Raw genomic sequence first — 22664 nt, forward strand, 5'->3', positions numbered from 1 at the left:
TATTGACACATTGCCTCGAAAGTTGTCTCGTCGGTCCCAGTTTTATGACCACAAATTCCTCACCTCAACTTTGGCTCTATGACACTACATTACGGGATGGCACTCAGCGCGAGGGGCTATCAGTATCGATAGAAGATAAGTTACGCATTGCCAAGAGACTCGATCAACTGGGAATTCCCTTCATTGAAGGCGGTTGGCCTGGTGCCAATCCTAAAGATGTACAATTTTTCTGGCAACTCCAGGAAGATCCGCTAAAACTTGCTGAAATTGTGGCTTTTTGTTCGACTCGACGCCCCAACTCCACTGCCGCCACCGAACCGATGCTACAGGATATTTTGGCTGCGGGGACTCGCTGGGTAACGATTTTTGGTAAGTCTTGGGATTTACATGTCACAACAGGACTCAAGACGACATTAGAAGAAAATTTGGCGATGATTGGCGACACAATTGAGTACCTCCGTTCTCAAGGGCGTCGGATTATCTACGATGCCGAACATTGGTTTGATGGTTACAAGCACAATCCAGATTATGCTTTACAGACATTAGATGCTGCGATCGCATCTGGTGCTGAATGGCTAGTTCTTTGTGATACAAATGGCGGCACTTTACCCCACGAAATTAGCCAAATTGTTCAAGATGTCAGTAGTCATTTGTCATTTGTCATTAGTCAAGAACCAATGACCAAGGATAAAGGACAAAGGACAATTCCTCAAATTGGAATTCATACTCATAACGATTCGGAAATGGCGGTTGCTAACGCTTTAGCCGCCGTTATGGCAGGGGCAAAGATGGTACAGGGCACAATTAATGGTTACGGTGAACGTTGCGGTAATGCTAACCTCTGTTCGTTAATTCCCAATTTACAACTGAAGGCGGGTTACAGTTGTATCACAGAAGACCAGCTCACACAACTTACAGAAGCTAGTCGTTTTGTTAGTGAGGTGGTCAACCTCGCGCCAGATGAACATGCTCCTTTTGTGGGACGTTCGGCTTTTGCCCATAAGGGCGGTATTCATGTATCAGCCGTAGAACGTAATCCCCTAACTTACGAACACATTCAACCGGAACAAGTCGGAAATCGTCGCCGCATCGTGATTTCTGAACAGTCTGGACTCAGCAATGTTTTAGCCAAAGCCCGCAGTTTTGGGATTGAACTCGATCAGCAAAAGGCAGAGGCCAGGGAAATTCTCCAGCGCCTCAAAGATTTGGAGAGTGAAGGATTTCAATTTGAAGCAGCAGAGGCAAGTTTTGTACTGTTGATGCACGAAGCTTTGGGAGGTCGCCAGAAGTTTTTTGAAGTCAAAGGTTTTCAAGTCCACTGTGACTTGATTGAGGGGAAAGAAACTAGCAATGCCTTAGCTACAGTTAAACTCGCGGTTGACGGGAAAAATATTTTGGAGGCGGCGGAAGGTAACGGCCCCGTGGCCGCTTTGGATGCAGCTTTACGTAAGGCTTTGGTGAATTTTTATCCCCAAATAGCAACTTTTGATTTGACAGATTATAAAGTGCGGATTCTCAACGGACATACGGGCACTGCGGCGAAAACCCGTGTGTTGGTAGAATCAGGTAATGGTCGTCAACGCTGGACGACGGTAGGGGTTTCTACGAATATTTTGGCGGCTTCTTATCAAGCGGTGGTAGAGGGCTTGGAATACGGTTTGTTGTTGCACTCTCAAGCGGAGGCAGCCGTGAAAGCTTCCAGTTGACAAACAACACTATGTAGTGTTTAAACATTTTACATTCAATGAAAATGGGAGGCGATCGCCTCCCATTCTCGTGCAACCCTAAAAGAACTAATATCAATTCTTGGAAAAACCGCAAATTTCAATTTCTTCTTGGCTAAAAGTATCCTTTAATATCTTGCGGAGAACACGCTGAATATGAAGGTGTTTTCCAGGCTTGACTTTTGTCAGCGTCAGCAGCAATAGGTTATTTTCGCCAAAGTTTTCTATTCCAGCTACTCGCGTGGGTTCTATAACATCCTGTTCATCCGCCTTTAACTCCTGCCCTACTTTCTCAACCACCCTATACACATGATCTAAATTGGAGTCATAGGAAACGCTAACTTCCACCCTTGCATATATATACTGTTTAGAGAAATTGACAATTGATCCAATATCCCCATTACGAATAATCTGCAATTGACCATCAGGATGGCGGAGGTGAGTGGTTCGCAATTCAATCGCCTCTACAATCCCCTCAACACTTCTCTCTTCCATTTTCCCGGCTTCGACATAATCACCAACCAAGTAATAGTTTTCAAATAAAATCAAAAATCCACAAACAACATCATTAATTAGGTTTTGCGCCCCAAGACCAACTGCTATACCCACAATTCCTGCACCTGCTAAGATAGGCGCAGGATCAATGCCAATCAGCTTGAGTATAGTAACTGCGGCAGTGAAGTAGATAAAATATTTGGCGAAACTCCGCATTAAGGGAATCAGTGTCAGCCGTTTCTGTTGCTGTGAGTCATTTACATTTGTAGTTTTTAAATAGAACTCATCAAGAATGAAGTAAGCGACTTCAATCAAAACATTGCTAATAAAATAAACCCCAATAATCTGCACAATTCTAGGGGTATAAGCATTTATCCAAGCGATAAATTCTATTTCTGGAACAACAAGATTTACTATGCCAACATAGAGGACGTATTCCAAAGATTTTTTGAAGAGGGGAATTAAATGACGTAAACGCTCGTATAAACGCAGTAGATTGTCAGAACTAGAGTATTTAAGACTCAGTGCATCGAGAGTATCAACGATAGTAGCAACAGCTTTGACAATGAGTAAACCAACTGTGACAATAATGTATATTTTTAAGGCAATGTAAATATATCTGGGAAAGACTTCTGGGAGGTAGAAAAATTTAGCGCACAGGATAGCAGATGATGTCCAAAGACTATGAATAATAATTCTTTTTAATATTCTAAAAAAAGCTTCGAGACTTTCATCATTAGCCTTAATTTGATCGGCATTCTTAGCATAATTACAAGCCCAATCTATAGCCCGACATAAGGGTGATATACTAAATTTAACTAGTATTAGCAAGGTAACAGTTTTCAAGCTCGTCGTGAAGAGATTGAGCAAAAATTGAGTAGGAAGACCGCGAATAAGATTAAGTTGAAATTCTTGAATGTTTCCACCTCGATAAATCACCATCCCATTCACACCAATCAGCACAAGACACAGAATCACAGAAATTAAAATTAGAAGTCTGCTGACACTCCGGCGCAGGAAAGTTATATTTGCAGATCTCCCTTGAAGCCAAGAAAGTTTAGCGACCTGCTTGAAGCTTATGCCAATTAACCAGTTAAACAGCGAGAAAATTACTATTAAAAATATGACTTCAACTAGGATAATTAGTATATTCATTTTTTGAGTATAAATAATAGAGAAAAGGCAGATATATCCCCGACTTCTTCAAAAATTCGGGGATATAGTAGCCCATAAACTACAATCATCTTACTGGATTTCTCTTTTGTTAAGAGTAGATAAACATCTTTGATATTTCGGCGAATAACTCATAGTCCCTGAGCAATCGGCGACACCCCATCAGCCAACCGAAAGTGCGCTTACCTCTTTGATTTTTTGAGAATTTACTATTTACTTTTCATACCTAATTTCAGCAAGCCGAACTGACCCATGACTTGCTCAAGCTTTCCAAATGATTACTAGCGCGTGTAGGTAGAATTTACTTTGCTTGTTGTTGTATTTGTCATTGTTTAAGCTCTCCAAATCGCTTGGAATGCATAACACCACAGTTAACATCTCAGACTTTTAATAAGAATGCAAAGACTGTTAAGATATAAATAATAAATATAAATCGATTATTTACTTTGTATAAGTTTTACTTAATTAATCCTCAGTGATTCGTGAAAAAGAATCTTACCTAAACAACTTAGGAAAAGAAAAAATCTGATATGCGTTACGAACTTGAATATAACTTTTGGCGTTTAACCACCCTTTAGCCCAATACGGTTCAGTTAAGGAAATTGGTAAGGGGTGCAGGGGGTGAAAAAAAGGCTTATCTGAATCCTATTGCCCTTTAGCCTACATTTCGCAGGTTTCTCATGTAAGTAGATAATATTTTTGGCAACGAACACCAAGAAACTGAAGAATACATCGTCGTTCATCAGTAAGATTAGCAATGTGTTTAGCGCCGACGATCGCTAGCAGATGAATCGACATGAAACATTAAAATTCCAACCTTTCGATTTACTCAAAAAAACTAGCTGATCTGGCAACTCATCCAGAAGGCTGACCGTTTTGAGTAATTCATCCTTAGGCTGGTTTTGACGCATCTGATTGAGTTTCTAGTGCCCAGTGCTGATATGGTTAAGTTAGTGGCTTCTCTGCCGTAAATGCAAAAATAGCAACCCAATTGCCAATTCCAGACATGTTACTCCTATACCTAAAATGCGTAGGCGCAGCCCGCCGCAGGCATCGCTAACATTTAGGTGCAGACCTAGAAATATAATACTGCGACAAAAACTTCATCATATACAAGGTTTTAGGAGAACTTTTCCCAAGATTGGGCAACTAATTGGCTTAACCAGCGGCGTTGTTGCTGATCCAGCAGTAAATCATCTGCTAACAACTGAGCGGTTAGTTCTTCCAAAGATTGACCCTGAGCGCGGACAATTTTAATAACTCCAGCGATCGCACTGGCAACTAATTCTTCATCAATCGGCTGTTGTCGCAGGGCAACAATTTCCTGGGGGCTGTCTGGAATGGGATAATTCATGGCGTGGGTTTACAGAAATACAAAATGAACAATAAATTTGACAAATTCTTAAAATTTCTTCACTGAATCTTTACGAAAGTAATAGGGCGGAGTTTACCTTACTTTGTGCCTTCATAAAATCTGTCTTAGTGAGTAGATTGATCGGAGATGTCAGGAAACGATGAGAGAAATCCTTTATTTAGAAGTTCCAACTCCAGATATAGCAACTGTGCGTAGCTGGCTACAAACAGATTTTGAACCTGGAAATGGAGAAAAAGTGCTTACTTCGGAAGGCTTTCGCCTCAAAATGCCCAGTGCTACTACATCGGCTGGGGTGGCTCTTTCCGAAAACTTGCCTGCGGAACTTTCTGTATTTGTCTGGTCGGTGCAACGAACTACCTATCTGAAAGTGTTTCGTTGGGCAGAACAACCCTTTCCCAGTGAGAGACAAATTCTGCAACGCCTAACCAAAGAAATCAGAAACCGTTTTGGGCATCATTACCCAGAACCGCCAGCGATTGATTTATCCCAGCAATCGATTTTTGCAGCGCTAGAATCTGCTTACCCCCTGACCGTCAAGTATTTTCAGAAAATGCCCAACGGTGAATATGACCTAACGCGTGCCTACTGGTGGGAACAACGATGGCGCGAAGGAGTACGGAATCCGCAGCAGCCCCGGCAGGTTGTGTTTTCCACTCAAGGGGATAAGGGAAGAGGTAGGGAAGCAGGGGAAGATAAGACTCCGACTTACGACATCATCTACATCGGTGGCGCACTAGGTGTGATCCATGCAGCAGTGATGGCAAAACTCGGATATAAAGTCTTGCTGGTAGAACGAATGCCCTTTGGGCGGATGAACCGGGAGTGGAATATTTCCCGCGATGAGATTCAAAGCTTGGTTAACCTGGGTTTAGTTACCCCCGCTGAGTTAGAAACCATCATTGCCAGGGAATACAAAGACGGATTCAATAAGTTTTTCGATGCTAATAATCCATCCAAACTGCGATCGCCCGTCCTTCACACACCCACAGTCCTAAATTTAGGTTTAGATTCCGAAAAATGGCTCCAAATGTGTGGGCAAAAGCTGCAAGCAGCAGGCGGCGAAATCTGGGATGAAACAGAGTTTATCCGTGCAGATATTGATATATCACAAGTTTTGTTGAAAGTCAAGCACTTACCCAGTCACGTTGAGAAGCAAGTAAGTGGACGGCTGCTAATAGATGCAATGGGAACTGCATCCCCCATCGCTTGGCAATTAAATGGTGGTCGTGCTTTTGATAGTGTATGTCCGACAGTAGGAGCGGCAATTGAGAGCGGATTTGAGCCGGAGGTATGGGACTCCCAGTATGGGGACGTTCTTTACAGTCATGGGGATATTTCGCGGGGAAGGCAGTTGATTTGGGAATTGTTTCCTGGAGCAGATGATGAACTGACAATTTATTTATTTCACTACCACGAAGTCAATGCTGAAAATCCCGGTTCCTTGTTAGAGATGTACGAGGACTTTTTCACAATTTTGCCAGAGTATCGCAGGTGTGATATGGACAAATTGGTGTGGAAAAAGCCGACATTTGGGTACATACCGGGGCATTTTAGTATGGGAAGTCGCGATCGCACAGTTGCCTTTGATCGATTGATTGCGATCGGTGATGCCGCATCACTCCAGTCTCCCCTCGTCTTCACCGGTTTTGGTTCTTTAGTCCGCAACTTAGAGCGTTTAACAACGCTGTTGGATACTGCTCTCAAACATGACTTGTTAAGTTTCCGACACTTGAACCAAATTCGCGCCTACCAAAGCAACGTTTCCGTAACTTGGCTATTTTCCAAAGGCATGATGGTACCCACAGGGAAATTTTTACCACCCCAACGGATTAACTCCATGCTCAATACCTTCTTTGGGCTGTTAGCAGACGAACCCCAAGAAGTAGCAGATAACTTTATCAAAGATAGGTGTGATTGGTTTACCTTTAACCGCCTAGCACTCAAAGCAGCTAGAAAAAATCCTGCCTTGCTTTTGTGGATTTGGGAACTTGCTGGGCCTAGAGATTTAGGGCGATGGCTTGGTAGTTATTTCAACTTCGGTCGTCATGCTCTGATTAGTGCTTTGCTGAGTCCGTGGTTCGGGCGTTTCTTGAACCGGGTAGGTTTTTGGCTCGAACCCCGGAATCCAGGCTTGTGGCTGTGGCTATTGGCAATTAATTATGCGATCGCCACAGGTAAGCCGCGATCGCGCGCTCAAGTAGTAAAAGCCAACCCAGAAGCCATAATTCCGAAGTCAGAAGCAAGGATTCTTAATTAGTCATTGGTCATTGGTATTTGACAAATGACTAATGACAACTAACTATTGACTCTTGGGGCGAAAATTCGGCAGTTCCACAGATGCCAATGATTTACGCCCCTTGGGTGGACGCTGGGGATAAACCACAGGTGAAGGTGAACTTGTATCATTGGTGTTGTCACCCAATGACTCTGGGGAGAAATCAGTAGCTGACAATTCTAACTGTGACAATTGGGAAACTTCTGACCAGTAGTCTTCAGTTTGTTCAACAGGCATCTCAGTATGAGGTGAAGTAGAGGAAACTGGTAAGTCATTGGTTGATGAAACCACAGAATCTGTCGTCCAAGAAGCGGATATAGTTACAGAGGGATTAATTTCTGCTTCCAACTGCTCCTCCTGTGGATTTTCTAATTCCTCATCGTCTTCTAGGATTGTTGTTAAAGTCTCCCAGATAGGCGCATCACCCTGATTACTATCCACATCCATTTTCGCCGCGGGTGGTGGTGATACAGATGTTGACTGAGAGGTAAAGAACATTTGGATTAGACTATCTAATTGCTGATCTAAATTTGATGACCCAGAAGTTGAAACAGCTTCTGGTATGTCTGGGGAATCATCAACTTTTGGAGATGGGCTGGGTTCTGGTGTTGGGGTATTTTGCTTAACTGACCAGTTCCAAGAAGATGATGGTGTCGGAGTCGGTTCATTTCTTTGGAATGGGATTGGTGCTGACGGTTCGCCCCAAGAATTATCTAGATTATCCAAGGATTCTGGTTCTGCTGACCAAGGTTGAATTGGCTGGGCGTTAGGAAATAAAGACCGAGCTTTTCTAGAAAATCTTCCTTGTCCACTAGTTATGTCTTTAGGATGTTTTGCAGTATCGTCTAGGGAATCATAGCTAGGAACCGATGTATCCAAACATTTTTCTAGAGCTGCTTTAAATTGCAGCGTCTGGCGTTGTTGTCGCATCAGTCTAGTACGTAACTCCCGACAAACAGTTTCTGATTGCAATAGCTGCTGGGACTGTTCGCTGTTGTTAGTGTGTAACAACGTACATTCTCGCTCTAACTGGGCTAGACGTTGTTGGCTAATTTGTAGCTGTACTTTATAAGTTTCAGTGAAAATTTCCTGGCGTTGAACAGTTTGTACAGCAGTTTCTAATTGTTGAAATAGGGACTTTATCTGTTCTTGAGCCGCAGCCAGTTCTTGAGCGTGTTGGTTGAGCATCGACTCAGTAACGCTGGAACGCGTTTTCTGCCACTGCAAAACCTTTTCAGACTCAGCTAAGTTGTCTTTTAGCTGCTCCACTTGCTCATACAAGTTATTGTTAGCCGCACGCAATTCTTCGTTCAATGCCAGCAGGTTCTGAAATTCTGAGTCAATAAGTGCTTGCTTGCCGCTTTCAGGCTCTGCAACCCAGTCCTGCTGGGTGGTATCTTTTGAAAATTGTGTGTCTTCAGCTGGCATGAGGAGTGGCAGTTTTTTTACTGCCATATTGTCATTAGGCACAACTGAGTAAAAGGGACAACTCGCCTGATCTAATTGTGGCGAATTAGCAGAATTTAGGGATTCCATCACAGCCCCCTTGTTTGAGGTGTCAGCTTCATTCATCACTCTTGACCCACCTGCTTAAAAATATTCAGCAGTGCTGGCATTAGCATTGCTTATGAACTCTGTCTAATCAGGGTTTGCTCTAGAAGCTAAGTTTAACTCTCTCTAAGCACCAGCAATTAATCATCAATTGGTGTTACCCATTTTGTATCTAGACTGATGCCGTTATAACACTATGATGCTCTTCCCCGTCAAGACGAGGCGGAAGGGGAACTCAAACCGCCTCTGGTGATAGGCGGGAGAAAAGAGAAACTTGATACTTAAAAACTAAACTGTATTGGCTGATGAAGTTTTTGTATATGAAAAAACTGCCTCACAATATACTTTTTTATTTATAGACGCATCTGTCCTAAGGCCTAAATAAAAATGTATTGAATAATACATTTTTATACTGCCTCATTTATTACTTAGGGCTGATGTCAGTACAAGTATCTACTATTTGATGATAAATCTGTCATTTTAGCGATCGCTATTTAATGTCGGCAAACAACTAAGAACTTCTGCTAGAACTGTAATGTTAGGAAATAATGACAATTACGTGTAAATACGGGTAAATTTGTTAATTTAACGCACTAAATAGTCTAAGTGTAATCATAAAACTTTTTTAAAGAGTAATCTCAACTTAATATGGGCTATTTTATCGGTAAATACAGTCCTAGTAAGGAATTTTAGGCTTAGTTAGCGAGAAGCTTTTTCTAACAACTTACATTCAATGCGTCAAGTTTGTTTAATGACTACAAGAAAATTCTTTAAAGTATACTTGACTACTTGTTGATATTTTTTACAATGTATATAAAATTACTAAAAATAAATTTAAATTAAGTATTAATTCTGATACCATTTTTAATTAATTTATTAAAGAATAGTTGGAATAACCGAGTTTTCTACTAGCAGCAAAGTAATTATAAAGACCATAATTACTACTGATTAATGTGATTATTGCGTTAGATAAGGCGTTGTAGCAGTTAGGTTTGTCTAAAAAGTAAAATTTTAAAATAGGGTGCTAAAGATGACTGACGTACTTGCAATGGGTGCAAACATAAAGCAGGAAGCTGCCCAATTACCGCTAGTTGCAGAAAATTTTGACAGTTTTTGGGACAAAGAAATTAGACCTTTATTTACAGATGAGTCTCTATCTTTCAGAGTGAAAACTCTTAACGGAAAATATGTCAAGTACGTCAACTTGGATAATGGAGCTACAACCACTCCCTTTGCAAACCTCAAGCAGCATGTGGACGAGATGCTTGACACATATGGTAGTGTGCATCGAGGTTCTGGGCAAAAGTCCATCATCACTACACGAGAATATGACGCTAGCCGGAACATCATTCGGGACTTTGTGGGATCATCTTTAGACAACTATGTAATCTTTGCGAAGAATACAACAGAAGCAATTAATGGAGCTGCTACACTTTGGGCAAAAAAACCTGGGAAAATCTTAGTTTCTGATATTGAGCATTCGTCCAACCTGCTGCCTTGGGTTACTAGAGACGAAGTTGTGCAGTACAGAACCCAGCCGGATGGAAGTGTAAGTGTTACAGAAATTGAAGATATCTTCAAGGCACACCAAAATCTCCCCGAAGCCGAACAAATTAAGTTGGTAACTATTACAGGTGCTTCGACAATTACAGGTTACAGACCCCCGATTTACGAAATTGCAGCTTTAGCACATCGGTATGGTGCTAAAATATTTGCCGACGTGTGTCAGTTAATTCAGCATGAACGAGTCGATATGCGTGCAGATGATGACCCATGTCATTTAGATTTTGTGGCTTTCTCTGGACACAAGATGTATGCACCCTACGGAACTGGGGTTCTGCTGGGGCCAAAAGAATTTTTTGATAGTTCTTACCCTTATCAAATCGGCGGTGGAAATCTGCCTTATATCACTAGAAATCTAGAGATCAAGCGTTTTTATACAGAACGAGCCCATGACCCTGGAACACCAAACGCTATGGGTGCGATCGCTATTGCCAAGGCGATTGAAATTATCGAAGCCCTAGGACGCGATCGCATTGCTCAGTATGAACACTCTCTAGTTGAATTCACATATACACGGCTTCGGCTGGTTCCTGAAGTTAAATTACATATCCCAGGAGATGATTTAGCCCATGTTATTCCCTTTGATATTGATGGGTTTGATGGACGCTTAGTGGCAGAGATTCTGGCACAAGAATACGGCATTGGGGTTCGGGCTGGGGCTTTCTGCACTTATGAATATATTCGCAAACTCAAGAATGTTTCGGATGAGCAAGACTACGAGATTGCTCAGGAAGTAGACAGAGGAATTACGCGTAACATTCCTAGTATTATCCGAGCTAGCTTTGCTGTATATAATACATTTGAAGATTGCGATCGCTTTATAGATGCGATCGCTCAAATAGCTAAAAACGGATTGGCTCACTATTTGCCCAGCTACACACAAGATGAAATAACTGGTGTTTGGACAGCGGTAAACAGCTAGTCTTTTCAGGGCATGGAAAGAAGCAGAGGGGCAGGGGCAGGGGAGAAAAATTTTTTGCTTGCTCTGACTCCCTCATCTCTGTGTCTTAAATTACGAATTACGAATTACGAATTAAAAGGGGGTAAGAGCTTGAGCGATGAAAACCTCTTTGACCAGGAGGATTATCTACAAGCACGGGTTGAGCAGTGCATCTGGCAAAAAAGTACAGATGCAGGTATTTCGCGCCAGCGCTTTCTGCAAATACTAGCCACTATGGTTGGTGCAACAGCCATTGGAGGATTAGCTAAACCTGCGCCTGCTCATAGTCAGGCAGCTGTTAAAACCAAGGGCAGCAAAATACTTAAGCCATTGCCACCAGGGTATATCTCTCATAGCAGAGGCACATTAGAGATGAACTGGGAAGCGATGTATGGGCGTGGTTATTTAGTACCAAATGATTGGTTCTATGTTCATAACCGCAGTACACCTCCTCAGTTTGACCCATCTACATGGCGTTTGCAAATTCATGGAACTGGCGTTTCTGCCCCCTGCAAGTTTACCTACGATGAAATCATCGCTATGCCCTCCATCTCAGTCACTTGTGCCATTGAGTGTGCTGCTAATGGTCGGCGCTTCTTTGAAGAGGCTTACAACACACCACTCTCTGGCGCACGATGGAGGCTTGGGGCTATTGGTGTGGCTGAGTGGACTGGTGTACCACTTGGCATATTATTAGAGCGAGCTGGACTGAAATCCACAGCAAAAGACGTACTCGTTGAGGGCGCAGATGTGGATTCGCTGGACTCAAAGGGGACGAATAAATCCAAGTTCAACAATGTAGTTCCGATTAGCAAGGCATTAGCAGATAACTCGCTTCTCGTCTATGCAATGAATGGAGAACCATTACCTCCAGATCACGGTCAGCCATGCCGTGCCTTATTTCCTGGTTGGGGAGGAAACGCCAACGTTAAATGGATTGAGCGGATGGAGGTTTCTGAAACACCGATATATACCCAGTGGGTAACGGAACAGATGGTATTGGTTGGTGCAGACTACCCAGTGATCGCCCCGTATAAAGGTAAGCTGATTACCTACCAAAATGTTAAGAGCGCCTTTGAGTTGGCTTGGCCAGCTACGCTTTCTGCTAGAAGTCACTTACTACGTGGACGTTCTTGGTCTGGGAAAGGAAAGATTGTCCGTGTAGAAGTTAGCCTGGATGGTGGTAAAACTTGGCAACTTGCACGACTGAGAGAACCAAACTTTCCATTTGCATGGGTACGGTGGGACATTGAGTGGAACCCACTTCCTGGGGAATATTTTCTCCAAGCTATTGCTACTGACAATTTAGGTAATACACAACCGAGTACAGTTCCGTGGAATGATTCTGGATTACTTTATGGAGGCGTTGTTAGTCATCCAGTGACAGTACAAGGTTAATCACAGTAAATCAGTTCTCTAGAAAAAGACCTATTTATGATTGATTTTAGTTGGTTGATTTTAGTAACTGGAGGCCTAATATCTGGAGTCATAGCTGGACTTTTAGGAATAGGTGGCGGTATTATCACAATTCCTCTTTTAGTCACACTAGGTTATACTCCCATTCAGGCGATCGCTACTAGTAGCCTTGCTATTGTGATTACTTCAATTTCTGGAAGTTTGCAGAATTGGTGGATGGGTTACTTTGACTTTAAACGAGTAACTTATTTAGGAATTCCAGCTTTCCTAACTACTGGAATAGGTGTCTATTTTGCTAATAAAATTCCATCCTATATAATACTCTTTACATTTGGTATCATACTACTTGCTAATATCTATTTGATTGAGCTTCGCAAGCAACTGTCCTTCAAGGAAATAGAGAATACAGCCCTAGTATTTAACCCATTAGTTTATAAAATTGGCACTGGGGGAGCAGCCGGAATTTTAGCAGGTTTGTTTGGCTTAGGTGGCGGTACAATTATGGTGCCACTGCAAATGTTACTACTGGGAGAAGAAATTAAAGTAGCAATTCAGACTAGTTTGGGCGTGATTGTCATCACTGCTTTAGCTGCCTGTACAGGCCACACATTAGAGGGAAATATTCTATTTGCTCAAGGTATCGTTTTGGGATGTGGTGGTCTTTTAGGTGTTCAAATGAGTACTCGCACATTACCAAAACTACCAGATTCTACTGTAAGCTTAGTGCTTCGTATCTTCTTAGGAATACTATCAATCTATATTTTTTGGGAAGCTTGGATAAACTATCAACAAATAATTACTAATTCGTAATGACGCTCCAACACTCGCTACCGCTACGCTAACGTAATTCGTAATTCGTAATTCGTAATTCGTAATTACAAGAGTTCATTTATTTTAACCACATACAGCAGTTTGCAAGTAAATGAGGTACAGAATGCAGGAATCCAAATCAGATATAAACAGTTTCTACCTCCTGCCTCAAAACCCGTAGCTTTGTACTTCATGCAAAAGAAAACTGCTGTACTTTGTAGGAAAACTGGAGAGCATCCAAATTTGGCAAAAATATACCGGACTGACGCAAAAACCCTTTTAAATCCTCTTCCCTTTGTGTCCTTTGTGGTTCGTTTTTATCCTCTGTGGTAAGTCGCAATCCCATATGTAAATTAAACTTGCACATTTGGGATGTTCCCAAAACCAGTGAGAGGCTTGCTACTCACAATTACGAATTACGAATTATTATCTCAAGGTAGCCACCGCGGACGAAATCCGGCTAAGGGGAGTTGTTCTGGTCTAATTTCAACAGTCGCAGCATCGGCGATGGGCAACAAAGGCATTAACCACAGACTACTGGTTGCGATCGCATCTCCATCATCAGTTTTCAAAGTATTTGGGGGTAATGATGCTGTCGTATTTGTTTGCGGTACTACTTGGTCAAATAACAAGCCTAAACCATCGGCAGATAAACTCATTTGCACATTCCGTTGAGCGGGAGGCAGTACTAGCAGTGGCTTCTGTTGCCCGGTTTTCAGATCGATTGCCACCACATAAGGCTGTTCTATGTATTGTTCCTTGGATACTAGCTGTGTCAACAAGCAGTAGATGGTAGGTGAGGCAATATCAAATTGGCAGCTGAGAATTGAGCCTGTTGTTTTTAATAGTTGTTTCTGCACACCTTGGTTTGTCACCAAAAACAAATCTCGTGTGTAATCTGTATTAAACTTTACCATCGCTGCTTGAGAGCCATCTTTGGAGAAAGCCTGTACCAAACCAAACTGCGGTAGAAAATCTAGGGGTTTACTGGCATCACCTTGCAGTGGTAGGATGGCTGCTCCCTGCCCTTGGGCAACTGCTACGGCTTTACTATCTGGGGTGATCATAAAGTCTCCCCCAGGTTGGCTTTCCAAACGTTTAGGGGTAGGTTTTTCTGCTGAAGCGTCGCTGGTTGCTGGCATAAACCATAGTCCAAAGTCGCCGGGATTAGTTTTGTTTCCCCGCTGGATCACAATAGTTTGCCCATCAGGTGATAAGTCAAATTTCAGGTTTTGATAATCTTTGCTATCTAAAATCAGGTCAACTCTACCTGCTGGTTCTACTTCTTGTCCAGATTTACCAGAAACGCCTGTTGTCACTGTGTAAAGTTGGGCTGATAGTAAGTCTTGGTTATTGGTGGTACGAGCAGAAAATAAAATTTTCTCTCCATCAGGAAACGACTCAAAGTCCATTACTATCAGGTCTTTGGGGGTAAGTAGCCTTTTTTGTTCTTCGGTTAAGTTGTAAAGAACTAATCGTCCCTGTTCTTCTTGATCGGTTCCTATGTAAAGAATGACGCGATCGCGTGTGCGGAAGCTACCTGTAAAGGGCTGTATTACTCGATTTTTGCCTTCTTGCTCCGCAAACTGATCTTTGGCTCCCTGTAACTGCACTTTATAATTCGTGCCATAGGGTGCCGGCGTCACCAGTGTATAAACCATTCGCCGCCCTGCCCAACTGAATTTACCTGCTAGAGGTGGCTCGATTTTCAAGTTCTCCTCTACACTTTTTACTTCCATTGGGCGACTGAAGGTGAGGGTGAAGGAGTTATCTTCTGCCCCAATTTGTTGATTTTGCCAAGTAAATTCCCGGACACGAGCAGTTATTACATCACCTTGCAATATAAGTAACCCAATCAGCACACTCAGCAGTAGCATCAGTGCGATCGCTATGCGATCCAGTGGTTGGATAAATGCTTTAGATTTAGTCATTTGTCGTTAAACGTTGGGCATTGGGAATTGGGCATTAGGCATTGGTCATCAACAAATTACTAATGACTAATAACTAATAACTATAAGGATTCTGTGGTTGAGGAATTTTTTTGAAAGAGGTAGCGGCAATGGTAAGTTGGCGTTTACCTGCCAAATTTTCTGTGACCATTTGTCCTTCAACTTCCAGCCAGGTATCAGGAGAATAACGCTCTTGATTATTTTGTAGTTTAACGGGCAATCCCACAGGGTAAGCATCTGCTGCACAGCAAGTTAAGACAAATCGTGCTAAAAACAAATATTCTTTTCCTATATCCGGCGGGTGGATCACAAATCCCTGCACCTTGACTTTTTGCCCTGTATATGCATCTGGCTCTGGATAGACATTGACGGTGCGTACCCAGTCTACAAGCGATCGCTCTTCTGGACGAACAGTAACCCGAAAAGCTTGGGGTTTAACACGTGTGCTTCCCAATAAATCAGATGTCACACCCCTTTGGAGTGCTTTGTCACTAGCAAAAACTTGCGGTGTAATGATAAAACCCAGAATTGCCGTAGTCAACAACAAAGCACTGCCCCAACCAGGGGGAAATAAACTAATATGCTGGGTGTTTGGCGTAACATTACGGCGACGCCTTTGCCAAAGTTCCTGCATCTTGAACAAACCAATAATGATGAAACTGATACCAGCCACAATCACTAACCAAAAGTAATTTGGGTGAATCAACAGGTTCAGCTTGTTAGTTAACCAATATCTCAACATCAAAACGCCCCAAGCTGTAATTGCTAAAGCATCCAGCCAAGGGAGTAACTGATTTGGAATTTTAGATTTGGGATTTTTGTTAGCCATTTCTCATTAGTCATTAGTCATTAGTCATTAGTCATTGGTCATTAGTCATAAGAAAGGAGAAATGACAAATGACAAATATTTTTTTAAAAGACGTGCAAGTTCAGGAAAAGAGTGAACAAAAATGTCAGTTGTGCTGCTAAAGCAAATAAGTAAAAGATAGTTTTGGGTTTAAAAATAGATAACATCAAACCAACACTTTTGATGTCAATCATTGGCCCAAACACCAGAAATGCCAACAATGAACCGCTGCTAAAGGTTGAGGCAAAAGATAAGGCGAAGAAAGAATCGACTGTAGAACAAATTGACACCACTACTGCTAATATCAGCATGACTACAATTGAGCTAATGGGACCAGCCCCCAAACTGAGAATTAATTCGCGGGGAGCTAGGACTTGAATAGCAGCAGCGATCGCACTTCCTAAAATCATTACTCCGCCCAATTCCCGCAATTCTTGGATGCTATTATCCACTACTAAGCGCAGTTTATCTGCAAGCGGTTTACTGGCAGTAGAAATTATGGTAGGCGGTACCACATTAGGATCTATCCGCAGAGGTATACCTGCTTTTCCTCCTAAGATATAAGTCCCCGATTGCAAGAGATTCGGTACTGTTGCTTCCTGTTGTACTTGGTAACGCTTACCACGGCGTTTGGTTTCAGGTTGTGCGGGTGGATTATACTTCAAATAACGAGCGATCGCAGGTTGGACTATGGGATTTAAGTCCTTTTGAAAACTGAAAACAAACCCGATAATTGTGGCTATTGCTAGAGAAAATACGACTCGTAAGACTACTATTTCTGGCTGATCTCGAAATGCTGTCCAAGTTGCCCAAATTACAACTGGGTTAATTGTTGGTGCTGCTAGCAAAAAACCAATTGCGACTGGTGTGGGTACTCCCTGCATTAGGAACCGCCGCGCTACCGGTACATTCCCGCACTCACACACCGGAAATAAAAAGCCGATCATGCTGCCAACTAAAGCACCCAGCAGCGGATTTGTGGGCATTTTTTCTACTAATTTGCGCTCATCAACAAAAAATAGCAGCAAACTGGAGAATAAAACCCCAAGAAGCAAAAAAGGCATCGCCTCGACTAGCAGACTTAAAAATAGCGTAAAACCATTGTTCAATTGATTCATGGGCGTCGCAGTCAAAAGCGGTTTTGAGTTTTAGGGTTCTGCCTAGTCATTCTATCGAAATGGGGATCAAAAGCAGTTCGGGAAAATTAAACATTATTTAAGTAGCAAGTTGTTCTACGTTGGAACTAACGCTTAAGCGCTACAAACCTTTGTTTCAGCCAAGATAGTGATATTTACCTGAGTGCATTTACTGACGATGACCATTTCTAAGATTGTCTAAGTTCAGAAATTGTTCCATTCTAGAGGGCAAGTAGCTGCATAGATGATTTTAAATTACCTATGTTTATACTTACAGTAATTTGCTGGATAAGATATTAGCTTGGCTGTATTTTCATCAAGTATTTACAGTTATTGAACATTTGGGGATCGCTCTTGGTTGTTACCTTCATTGATTTTGGATAGTTCTAGCAAAATGTGATCTGAGCTTTGGTTGATTTTGTACTATAAAAACTCTAAAAATGCAAGACCAAAGTTTAGCAAACATGGTAAATTCTGATAACTCTTTTGTCTAAAAATCACCATTAGGGTATAAACCTGGACGGTAGTCACTACAACGGAGAATCCGCGGGGTGAGCTAGCACGATTGGGGAAACCCCTATGAGTGGCTGACTTCGCGTCTTTCAATGGTGTTAGTCGCAAGTCCCTAAGCCTCAGAAGGAGTATGAAAATCTATATCCCCGACTTCTTTAAGAAGTCGGGGATATAATTCACTAGTTCATGATTACTTTGTGCAATCACTGTTAATTACGTTTTGGTGAAGTTCCCCAAATCTTGATTTGTTGATCAAATCCGCCACTGGCAAGAATTTTACCATTTGGACTAAAAGCGATCGCACTCACCCAGTCTGTATGCCCACTCAGTGTATTTATTAACTCGCCTGTAGTTAAATCCCACAACTTAATCCCATCTCTGCCGGCACTAGCAAGGGTTTGTCCATCGGGATTAATAGCGATCGCATTTACCCAGTTATTATGTCCTGTGAGGGTGCGGACTAATTCTCCAGTATTAATATTCCACAGTTTGACTGTGCGATCGCGGCTAGCACTAACTAATGTTTCTCCATCTGGTGTAAAGATAACAGCGCTAACACCATTAGAATGAGCTGCCAATTCACTGATTAATTTACCAGTACTCAAACTCCACAGCTTGATTACACCCTTATTGTCACCACTAGCCAATGTCTGTCCATCAGGACTAATGGCTAGGGTATAAATCAAATTATCAAAGCGTACTAGAGTCCCTAGAGGGCGTTGCTGTAACAAATCCCATATCCGAATCCCATCCAAAGCTCCACTGATGAGAACTTTACTATCAGGAGATACTGCTAAAGATAATACGTTACTGGTATGTCCTACAAAAGAGCGGCTAAATTTAAAATTCTTCAGACTCCAGAGGTTAATCGTATTGTCATTACTACAGCTAACGAGGGTTTGCCCATCTGGCGAAATCACTAAAGATTCTACGGCTGTTTTGTGTGCTTTGTTAATATCTGCCAACTTTTTGCCATTTGCTGGATTCCAGAGGCGAATTATACCTTCGTTTTCTGCACCTCCACTCACCAGAATTCTGCTATCTGGACTGAAAGCGAGAGATTTAACAGTTCCGTTATGTCCTCTGAGTGTGTAAAGTAGTTGGGCATTACCAAAGCTGCTGGTGGTTTGGGAGTTTGGCGTTACTTCGATGGCAGCATGAGCTTGATGAATGTAAAACCCTTCCCAGGTAGTCACTGGAAGGGCAACAGCTGCCATAAATGCCAGGATAATATCCGGCCGCAGAAAATTAGGCCCACCTCTTCCCTCACTCCTCACACTTTTTCCTCACTTTTTATAGATACGGTTACCCCAATACATTTTGCAGAGTTATTAAGTAATAACTCTGCACTTCCTAAAGAGGTGGTTTTTTCTTAGAAACGCTTAACATTGGTAAAGGCGCACTAGAAGAACGAGTGGGCAAATAATGTTGCACTACAGGCTCCTCTGGTAGAGGACGACGCTGCTGGATACGCCACAACTTAAAGCCGAGCGCTATTCCTGCCGTTCCCAAACCAAAAGCAAACAACGACCAGCTATCATTCAATCCGCCAATCAGGGCATCCATAACGCCCATCGTCATCAATACACTGATTAGTGGCTCTTTTCGGTAGGTTGACTTCAAAAAACGAGGTAATACAGCATTCATCACGGCTTGGTTGGTTCCAGTTCACCTTTTGTGTATATTTACCAAGAATACCTCACCCGTAATTTGCCTTTCTCATCCAAGGCAGACACTAATTATGATTTTCTTTAGTAGGGGAGGAAGTTTACTCATTAATCGCCTTGCACATACTAGTTGCAAGTCTATGATATTTCAATCACTAATAAATATTTCGATTCCTCTCTTGCTTACATTCTAGGGCAATTATTTATGAATAAGTCTAATTAAAGTATCTAGGGCGAAGGACTTCGCTATTAATTGTTAAAGTCAAAACCAACTGGTGGTTCCAGCTGGTTGAAACTCTTTTAACTACTAGCTTACAACTTCTACCTTGTGCTGGTTGGTCGCACTACTTCAGACCCAGCCATGATAGCACCCCTTGATTAGTGACATATTCAATCACTAGCATCAAAGCGAAGCCAATCATTGCAGCTCGACCATTCAAGCGTTCAGCATATTCGTTAAAGCCAAACTTAGGCTCCTCTAGTTTAGGTGTAATTGTCGGTTGTGTTTGTGTCATTTTTAAAAAACCTTTTTTCGGCAAACGGGACTTGATATCAGACTTCACAGCAGAAGTCGGTGATCAGCGGTAAAAGTTAAAGGAATGGACTTGTTCTTTTTCCCTTAACTTTTACCCTACAGTTGGTAGCTTATCTGACTTTTCACGCTGGAAAACTTCTCTCTCAATCTCTCTCCTAACAAGACAGAGACTTTGAATTTTTCCCCTTCCCACATTGCTAAGGGGGTTAGAGGATTAGGATTTTCGTCGGCTTTTCCAGGTGACGTGAAAAGTTAGAGTAGCTTAAAAGCTAATTGCAGTGCTTAAATGCCAAGATGATTTGGTAAATTCAGCAAAAGCTTCCTAGTAGGGAGCTATACAATCGCTTTTTTAATAAATTGTTACTATTCTTTATATATTGTATAAATACTGGGGCAATAGTCAAGCGTAAGAGTTTGAGGCTACTCAGATTAAATTGAGAAACTTAGAACACAGATTAACGATCTCTAATACAGCTATCTGTAATAAGTCAGTAGCAAGCTTCAGATTGGCAGGCTACAGTTAAACAAAAAAATTATCAGAGGCAGTATATGGAAATCGGTGTTCCAAAGGAAAATAAAGATCAAGAATTTCGTGTAGGGTTAAGTCCTTCTAGTGTGCGAGTGCTGCGGGAAAATAATCATAGCATTTTCGTCCAGACGCAAGCAGGTAATGGTGCTGGATTCTCAGATGACGACTACAGAAGTGCTGGAGCCGAAATTGTCCCCACATCAGAAACGGCTTGGAATCGAGAATTGGTTGTTAAAGTCAAAGAGCCGTTAACATCTGAGTATAAATTTTTGCAGAAAGGGCAGATATTATTTACTTATTTACATTTAGCAGCCGATCGCAAATTGACAGAGCATTTAATTGATTGTGGCACTTGTGCGATCGCTTACGAAACTGTAGAACAACCTGGTGCTAACAGACTACCCTTGCTCACCCCCATGAGCGTGATTGCCGGTCGGCTAGCAGTACAATTTGGGGCCAGATTTTTAGAGCGTCAACAAGGTGGTAGAGGAGTCCTTTTGGGCGGTGTACCTGGAGTCAAACCGGGCAAAGTAGTAATTTTAGGTGGCGGCGTTGTTGGCACAGAAGCAGCTAAAATTGCCGTGGGCGTAGGTGCTAGCGTCCAGATTTTAGATGTGAGTGTCGAGCGCTTATCTTACTTAGAAACCCTGTTTGGCTCTAGAGTTGAATTGCTTTACAGCAACTCTGCTCATATTGAAGCCGCAGTCATTGAAGCCGATTTGCTGATCGGTGCAGTGTTAGTGTTAGGACGTAGAGCACCAATACTAGTATCCCGCGAATTGGTTAAACAAATGCGTCCTGGTTCTGTAATAGTTGATGTTGCTGTTGACCAAGGCGGTTGTATAGAAACTTTACACCCCACATCCCACACCAATCCGGTATACCTTGAAGAAGGTGTGGTGCATTATGGCGTTCCTAACATGCCAGGAGCAGTACCTTGGACAGCAACCCAGGCACTCAACAACAGTACATTACCTTATGTCATCCAATTAGCGAATTTGGGAATTAAGGCACTGGAAGTTAATCCAGCATTAGCTAAGGGTGTGAATGTGCAGAATCATCACTTAGTGCATCCTGCTGTACAAGAGGTATTCCCTGATTTGGTAAATTAAGGTGTGCAAGTATTAAGCGATCGCTTATTTTAATAGAGCTAGTTCTCAAGAATCAGACTAATTTTCTTGCCAAATGCGCGGATGGGTAGGTGTACAAAATGAGAAGGGGCAAAAAAAGGCTGCACGCTCCATCTATACAAGACTTTCAGAGCAATTGTACTTTTAAACCATCCGCGCACTTTATAGGGACTGGTTTTCAACGATTTGCATCTGGTGCTATGACTATTCCCTATGTTATGATTCAGTAGTTCGCGCAACTGCACCTTGAAAACCAAATACAGCAGCACTTTCAGACACCAGCTATTGCAATTCATCAAAATCCCTATTAGGGATTGAAACACGACAAGAACAGCTACTACAATGCACTGGTGTGAAATTGCAATTCATCAAAATCCCTATTAGGGATTGAAACATAAAAACTAGCATCCCAATGGAAACTATAACTGATTGCAATTCATCAAAATCCCTATTAGGGATTGAAACCCCGTTGGCAATCTTGAATAAGCTAAATCAGCAGATTGCAATTCATCAAAATCCCTATTAGGGATTGAAACAGCAATGCAGCAATATTAACATTGCTAAACATTATTATTGCAATTCATCAAAATCCCTATTAGGGATTGAAACGCAACTTGATAGAGCGCTAAATGTTTTAATTCTTATTGCAATTCATCAAAATCCCTATTAGGGATTGAAACGTTGGTTATCCCAGCCGGGGCTATTGAGGCTGAATTGCAATTCATCAAAATCCCTATTAGGGATTGAAACTGGTAGCCGTCCCCGTGGTCTAAACGGATCATTTGATTGCAATTCATCAAAATCCCTATTAGGGATTGAAACAATCTCAGCGTCCAAAGTGCCAAAGCTATCAGGTAATTGCAATTCATCAAAATCCCTATTAGGGATTGAAACAGACGCATCAGCGATCGCTAGGGCTACCAGGTGCCCAACATTGCAATTCATCAAAATCCCTATTAGGGATAGAAACAGTGCGACTCGTTTTTGAGAAAAAAATACAAATAATTGTATATAACTCAAAGTGAGAACGACAAGG

15 protein-coding genes and 1 CRISPR repeat array are annotated in these 22664 nt (G+C 42.0%); of the genes, 6 read left to right on the top strand and 9 right to left on the bottom strand.

What is annotated here, in order from left to right:
• The first annotated feature begins 44 nt into the window (after positions 1-44).
• On the top strand, positions 45-1706 hold the full coding sequence (cimA, locus tag ACEYW6_RS08535) for a citramalate synthase (protein ID WP_412979352.1): 1662 nt from the start codon (positions 45-47) through the stop codon (positions 1704-1706).
• Positions 1707-1799: 93 nt separating this feature from the next.
• Here the strand turns inward: cimA and ACEYW6_RS08540 are convergent, their stop codons facing one another.
• On the bottom strand, positions 1800-3374 hold the full coding sequence (locus ACEYW6_RS08540; RefSeq protein ID WP_412979353.1) for a mechanosensitive ion channel family protein: 1575 nt from the start codon (positions 3372-3374) through the stop codon (positions 1800-1802).
• Positions 3375-4512: 1138 nt separating this feature from the next.
• Complete coding sequence (locus ACEYW6_RS08545) at positions 4513-4746, bottom strand: hypothetical protein (protein ID WP_190892964.1); 234 nt, start codon at positions 4744-4746, stop codon at positions 4513-4515.
• A gap of 160 nt (positions 4747-4906) precedes the next feature.
• Here ACEYW6_RS08545 and ACEYW6_RS08550 point away from each other — a divergent pair, with 160 nt between their 5' ends.
• Positions 4907-7024 carry an NAD(P)/FAD-dependent oxidoreductase gene (locus ACEYW6_RS08550; RefSeq protein ID WP_412979354.1) on the top strand — a complete coding sequence of 706 codons (2118 nt, stop codon included), beginning with the start codon at positions 4907-4909 and terminating at the stop codon, positions 7022-7024.
• Between the two features lie 42 nt (positions 7025-7066).
• Here the strand turns inward: ACEYW6_RS08550 and ACEYW6_RS08555 are convergent, their stop codons facing one another.
• Positions 7067-8614: a hypothetical protein gene (locus ACEYW6_RS08555; protein WP_412979355.1), complete on the bottom strand. Its 1548-nt coding sequence runs from the start codon at positions 8612-8614 to the stop codon at positions 7067-7069.
• Between the two features lie 1009 nt (positions 8615-9623).
• Between ACEYW6_RS08555 and ACEYW6_RS08560 the strand changes: the two genes are divergently transcribed.
• From ACEYW6_RS08560 to ACEYW6_RS08570, 3 genes are all read left to right on the top strand, one after another.
• Positions 9624-11078, top strand: coding sequence for an aminotransferase class V-fold PLP-dependent enzyme (locus tag ACEYW6_RS08560; protein WP_412979356.1), 1455 nt, complete (start codon positions 9624-9626; stop codon positions 11076-11078).
• Positions 11079-11207: 129 nt separating this feature from the next.
• Positions 11208-12494, top strand: a complete 1287-nt coding sequence (locus tag ACEYW6_RS08565; protein ID WP_412979357.1) for a sulfite oxidase — start codon at positions 11208-11210, stop codon at positions 12492-12494.
• A gap of 36 nt (positions 12495-12530) precedes the next feature.
• Positions 12531-13322 (top strand): sulfite exporter TauE/SafE family protein, encoded by a 792-nt coding sequence (locus ACEYW6_RS08570; protein ID WP_412979358.1) that lies wholly within the window; start codon positions 12531-12533, stop codon positions 13320-13322.
• A 431-nt stretch (positions 13323-13753) separates the two neighbouring features.
• Here the strand turns inward: ACEYW6_RS08570 and ACEYW6_RS08575 are convergent, their stop codons facing one another.
• From ACEYW6_RS08575 to ACEYW6_RS08600, 6 genes are all read right to left on the bottom strand, one after another.
• The gene (locus tag ACEYW6_RS08575; protein WP_196509700.1) at positions 13754-15253 is read right to left on the bottom strand and encodes an Ig-like domain-containing protein; all 1500 of its coding nucleotides are present in this window, start codon (positions 15251-15253) and stop codon (positions 13754-13756) included.
• A gap of 73 nt (positions 15254-15326) precedes the next feature.
• On the bottom strand, positions 15327-16100 hold the full coding sequence (locus ACEYW6_RS08580) for a TIGR03943 family putative permease subunit (protein WP_412979359.1): 774 nt from the start codon (positions 16098-16100) through the stop codon (positions 15327-15329).
• Positions 16101-16183: 83 nt separating this feature from the next.
• Positions 16184-17236 (bottom strand): permease, encoded by a 1053-nt coding sequence (locus ACEYW6_RS08585; RefSeq protein ID WP_412979360.1) that lies wholly within the window; start codon positions 17234-17236, stop codon positions 16184-16186.
• A 740-nt stretch (positions 17237-17976) separates the two neighbouring features.
• Entirely contained in the window at positions 17977-18984 is a 1008-nt protein-coding gene (locus tag ACEYW6_RS08590; RefSeq protein ID WP_412979371.1) for a WD40 repeat domain-containing protein, read from the bottom strand.
• A 136-nt stretch (positions 18985-19120) separates the two neighbouring features.
• A complete protein-coding gene (locus ACEYW6_RS08595) occupies positions 19121-19414 on the bottom strand; it encodes a hypothetical protein (protein ID WP_412979361.1) in 294 nt (97 codons plus the stop codon).
• Positions 19415-19778: 364 nt separating this feature from the next.
• Positions 19779-19949, bottom strand: coding sequence for a chlorophyll a/b-binding protein (locus ACEYW6_RS08600; protein ID WP_012410338.1), 171 nt, complete (start codon positions 19947-19949; stop codon positions 19779-19781).
• A 569-nt stretch (positions 19950-20518) separates the two neighbouring features.
• Here ACEYW6_RS08600 and ald point away from each other — a divergent pair.
• Entirely contained in the window at positions 20519-21610 is a 1092-nt protein-coding gene (ald, locus tag ACEYW6_RS08605; protein ID WP_412979362.1) for an alanine dehydrogenase, read from the top strand.
• Between the two features lie 302 nt (positions 21611-21912).
• Positions 21913-22598: direct repeats of the CRISPR family, unit length 37 nt; unit sequence ATTGCAATTCATCAAAATCCCTATTAGGGATTGAAAC.
• The last annotated feature ends 66 nt before the right edge of the window (positions 22599-22664 follow it).

It is taken from the genome of Nostoc sp. UIC 10607 (assembly GCF_047228265.1).
Classification (GTDB): Bacteria; Cyanobacteriota; Cyanobacteriia; order Cyanobacteriales; family Nostocaceae; genus Nostoc; species Nostoc foliaceum_A.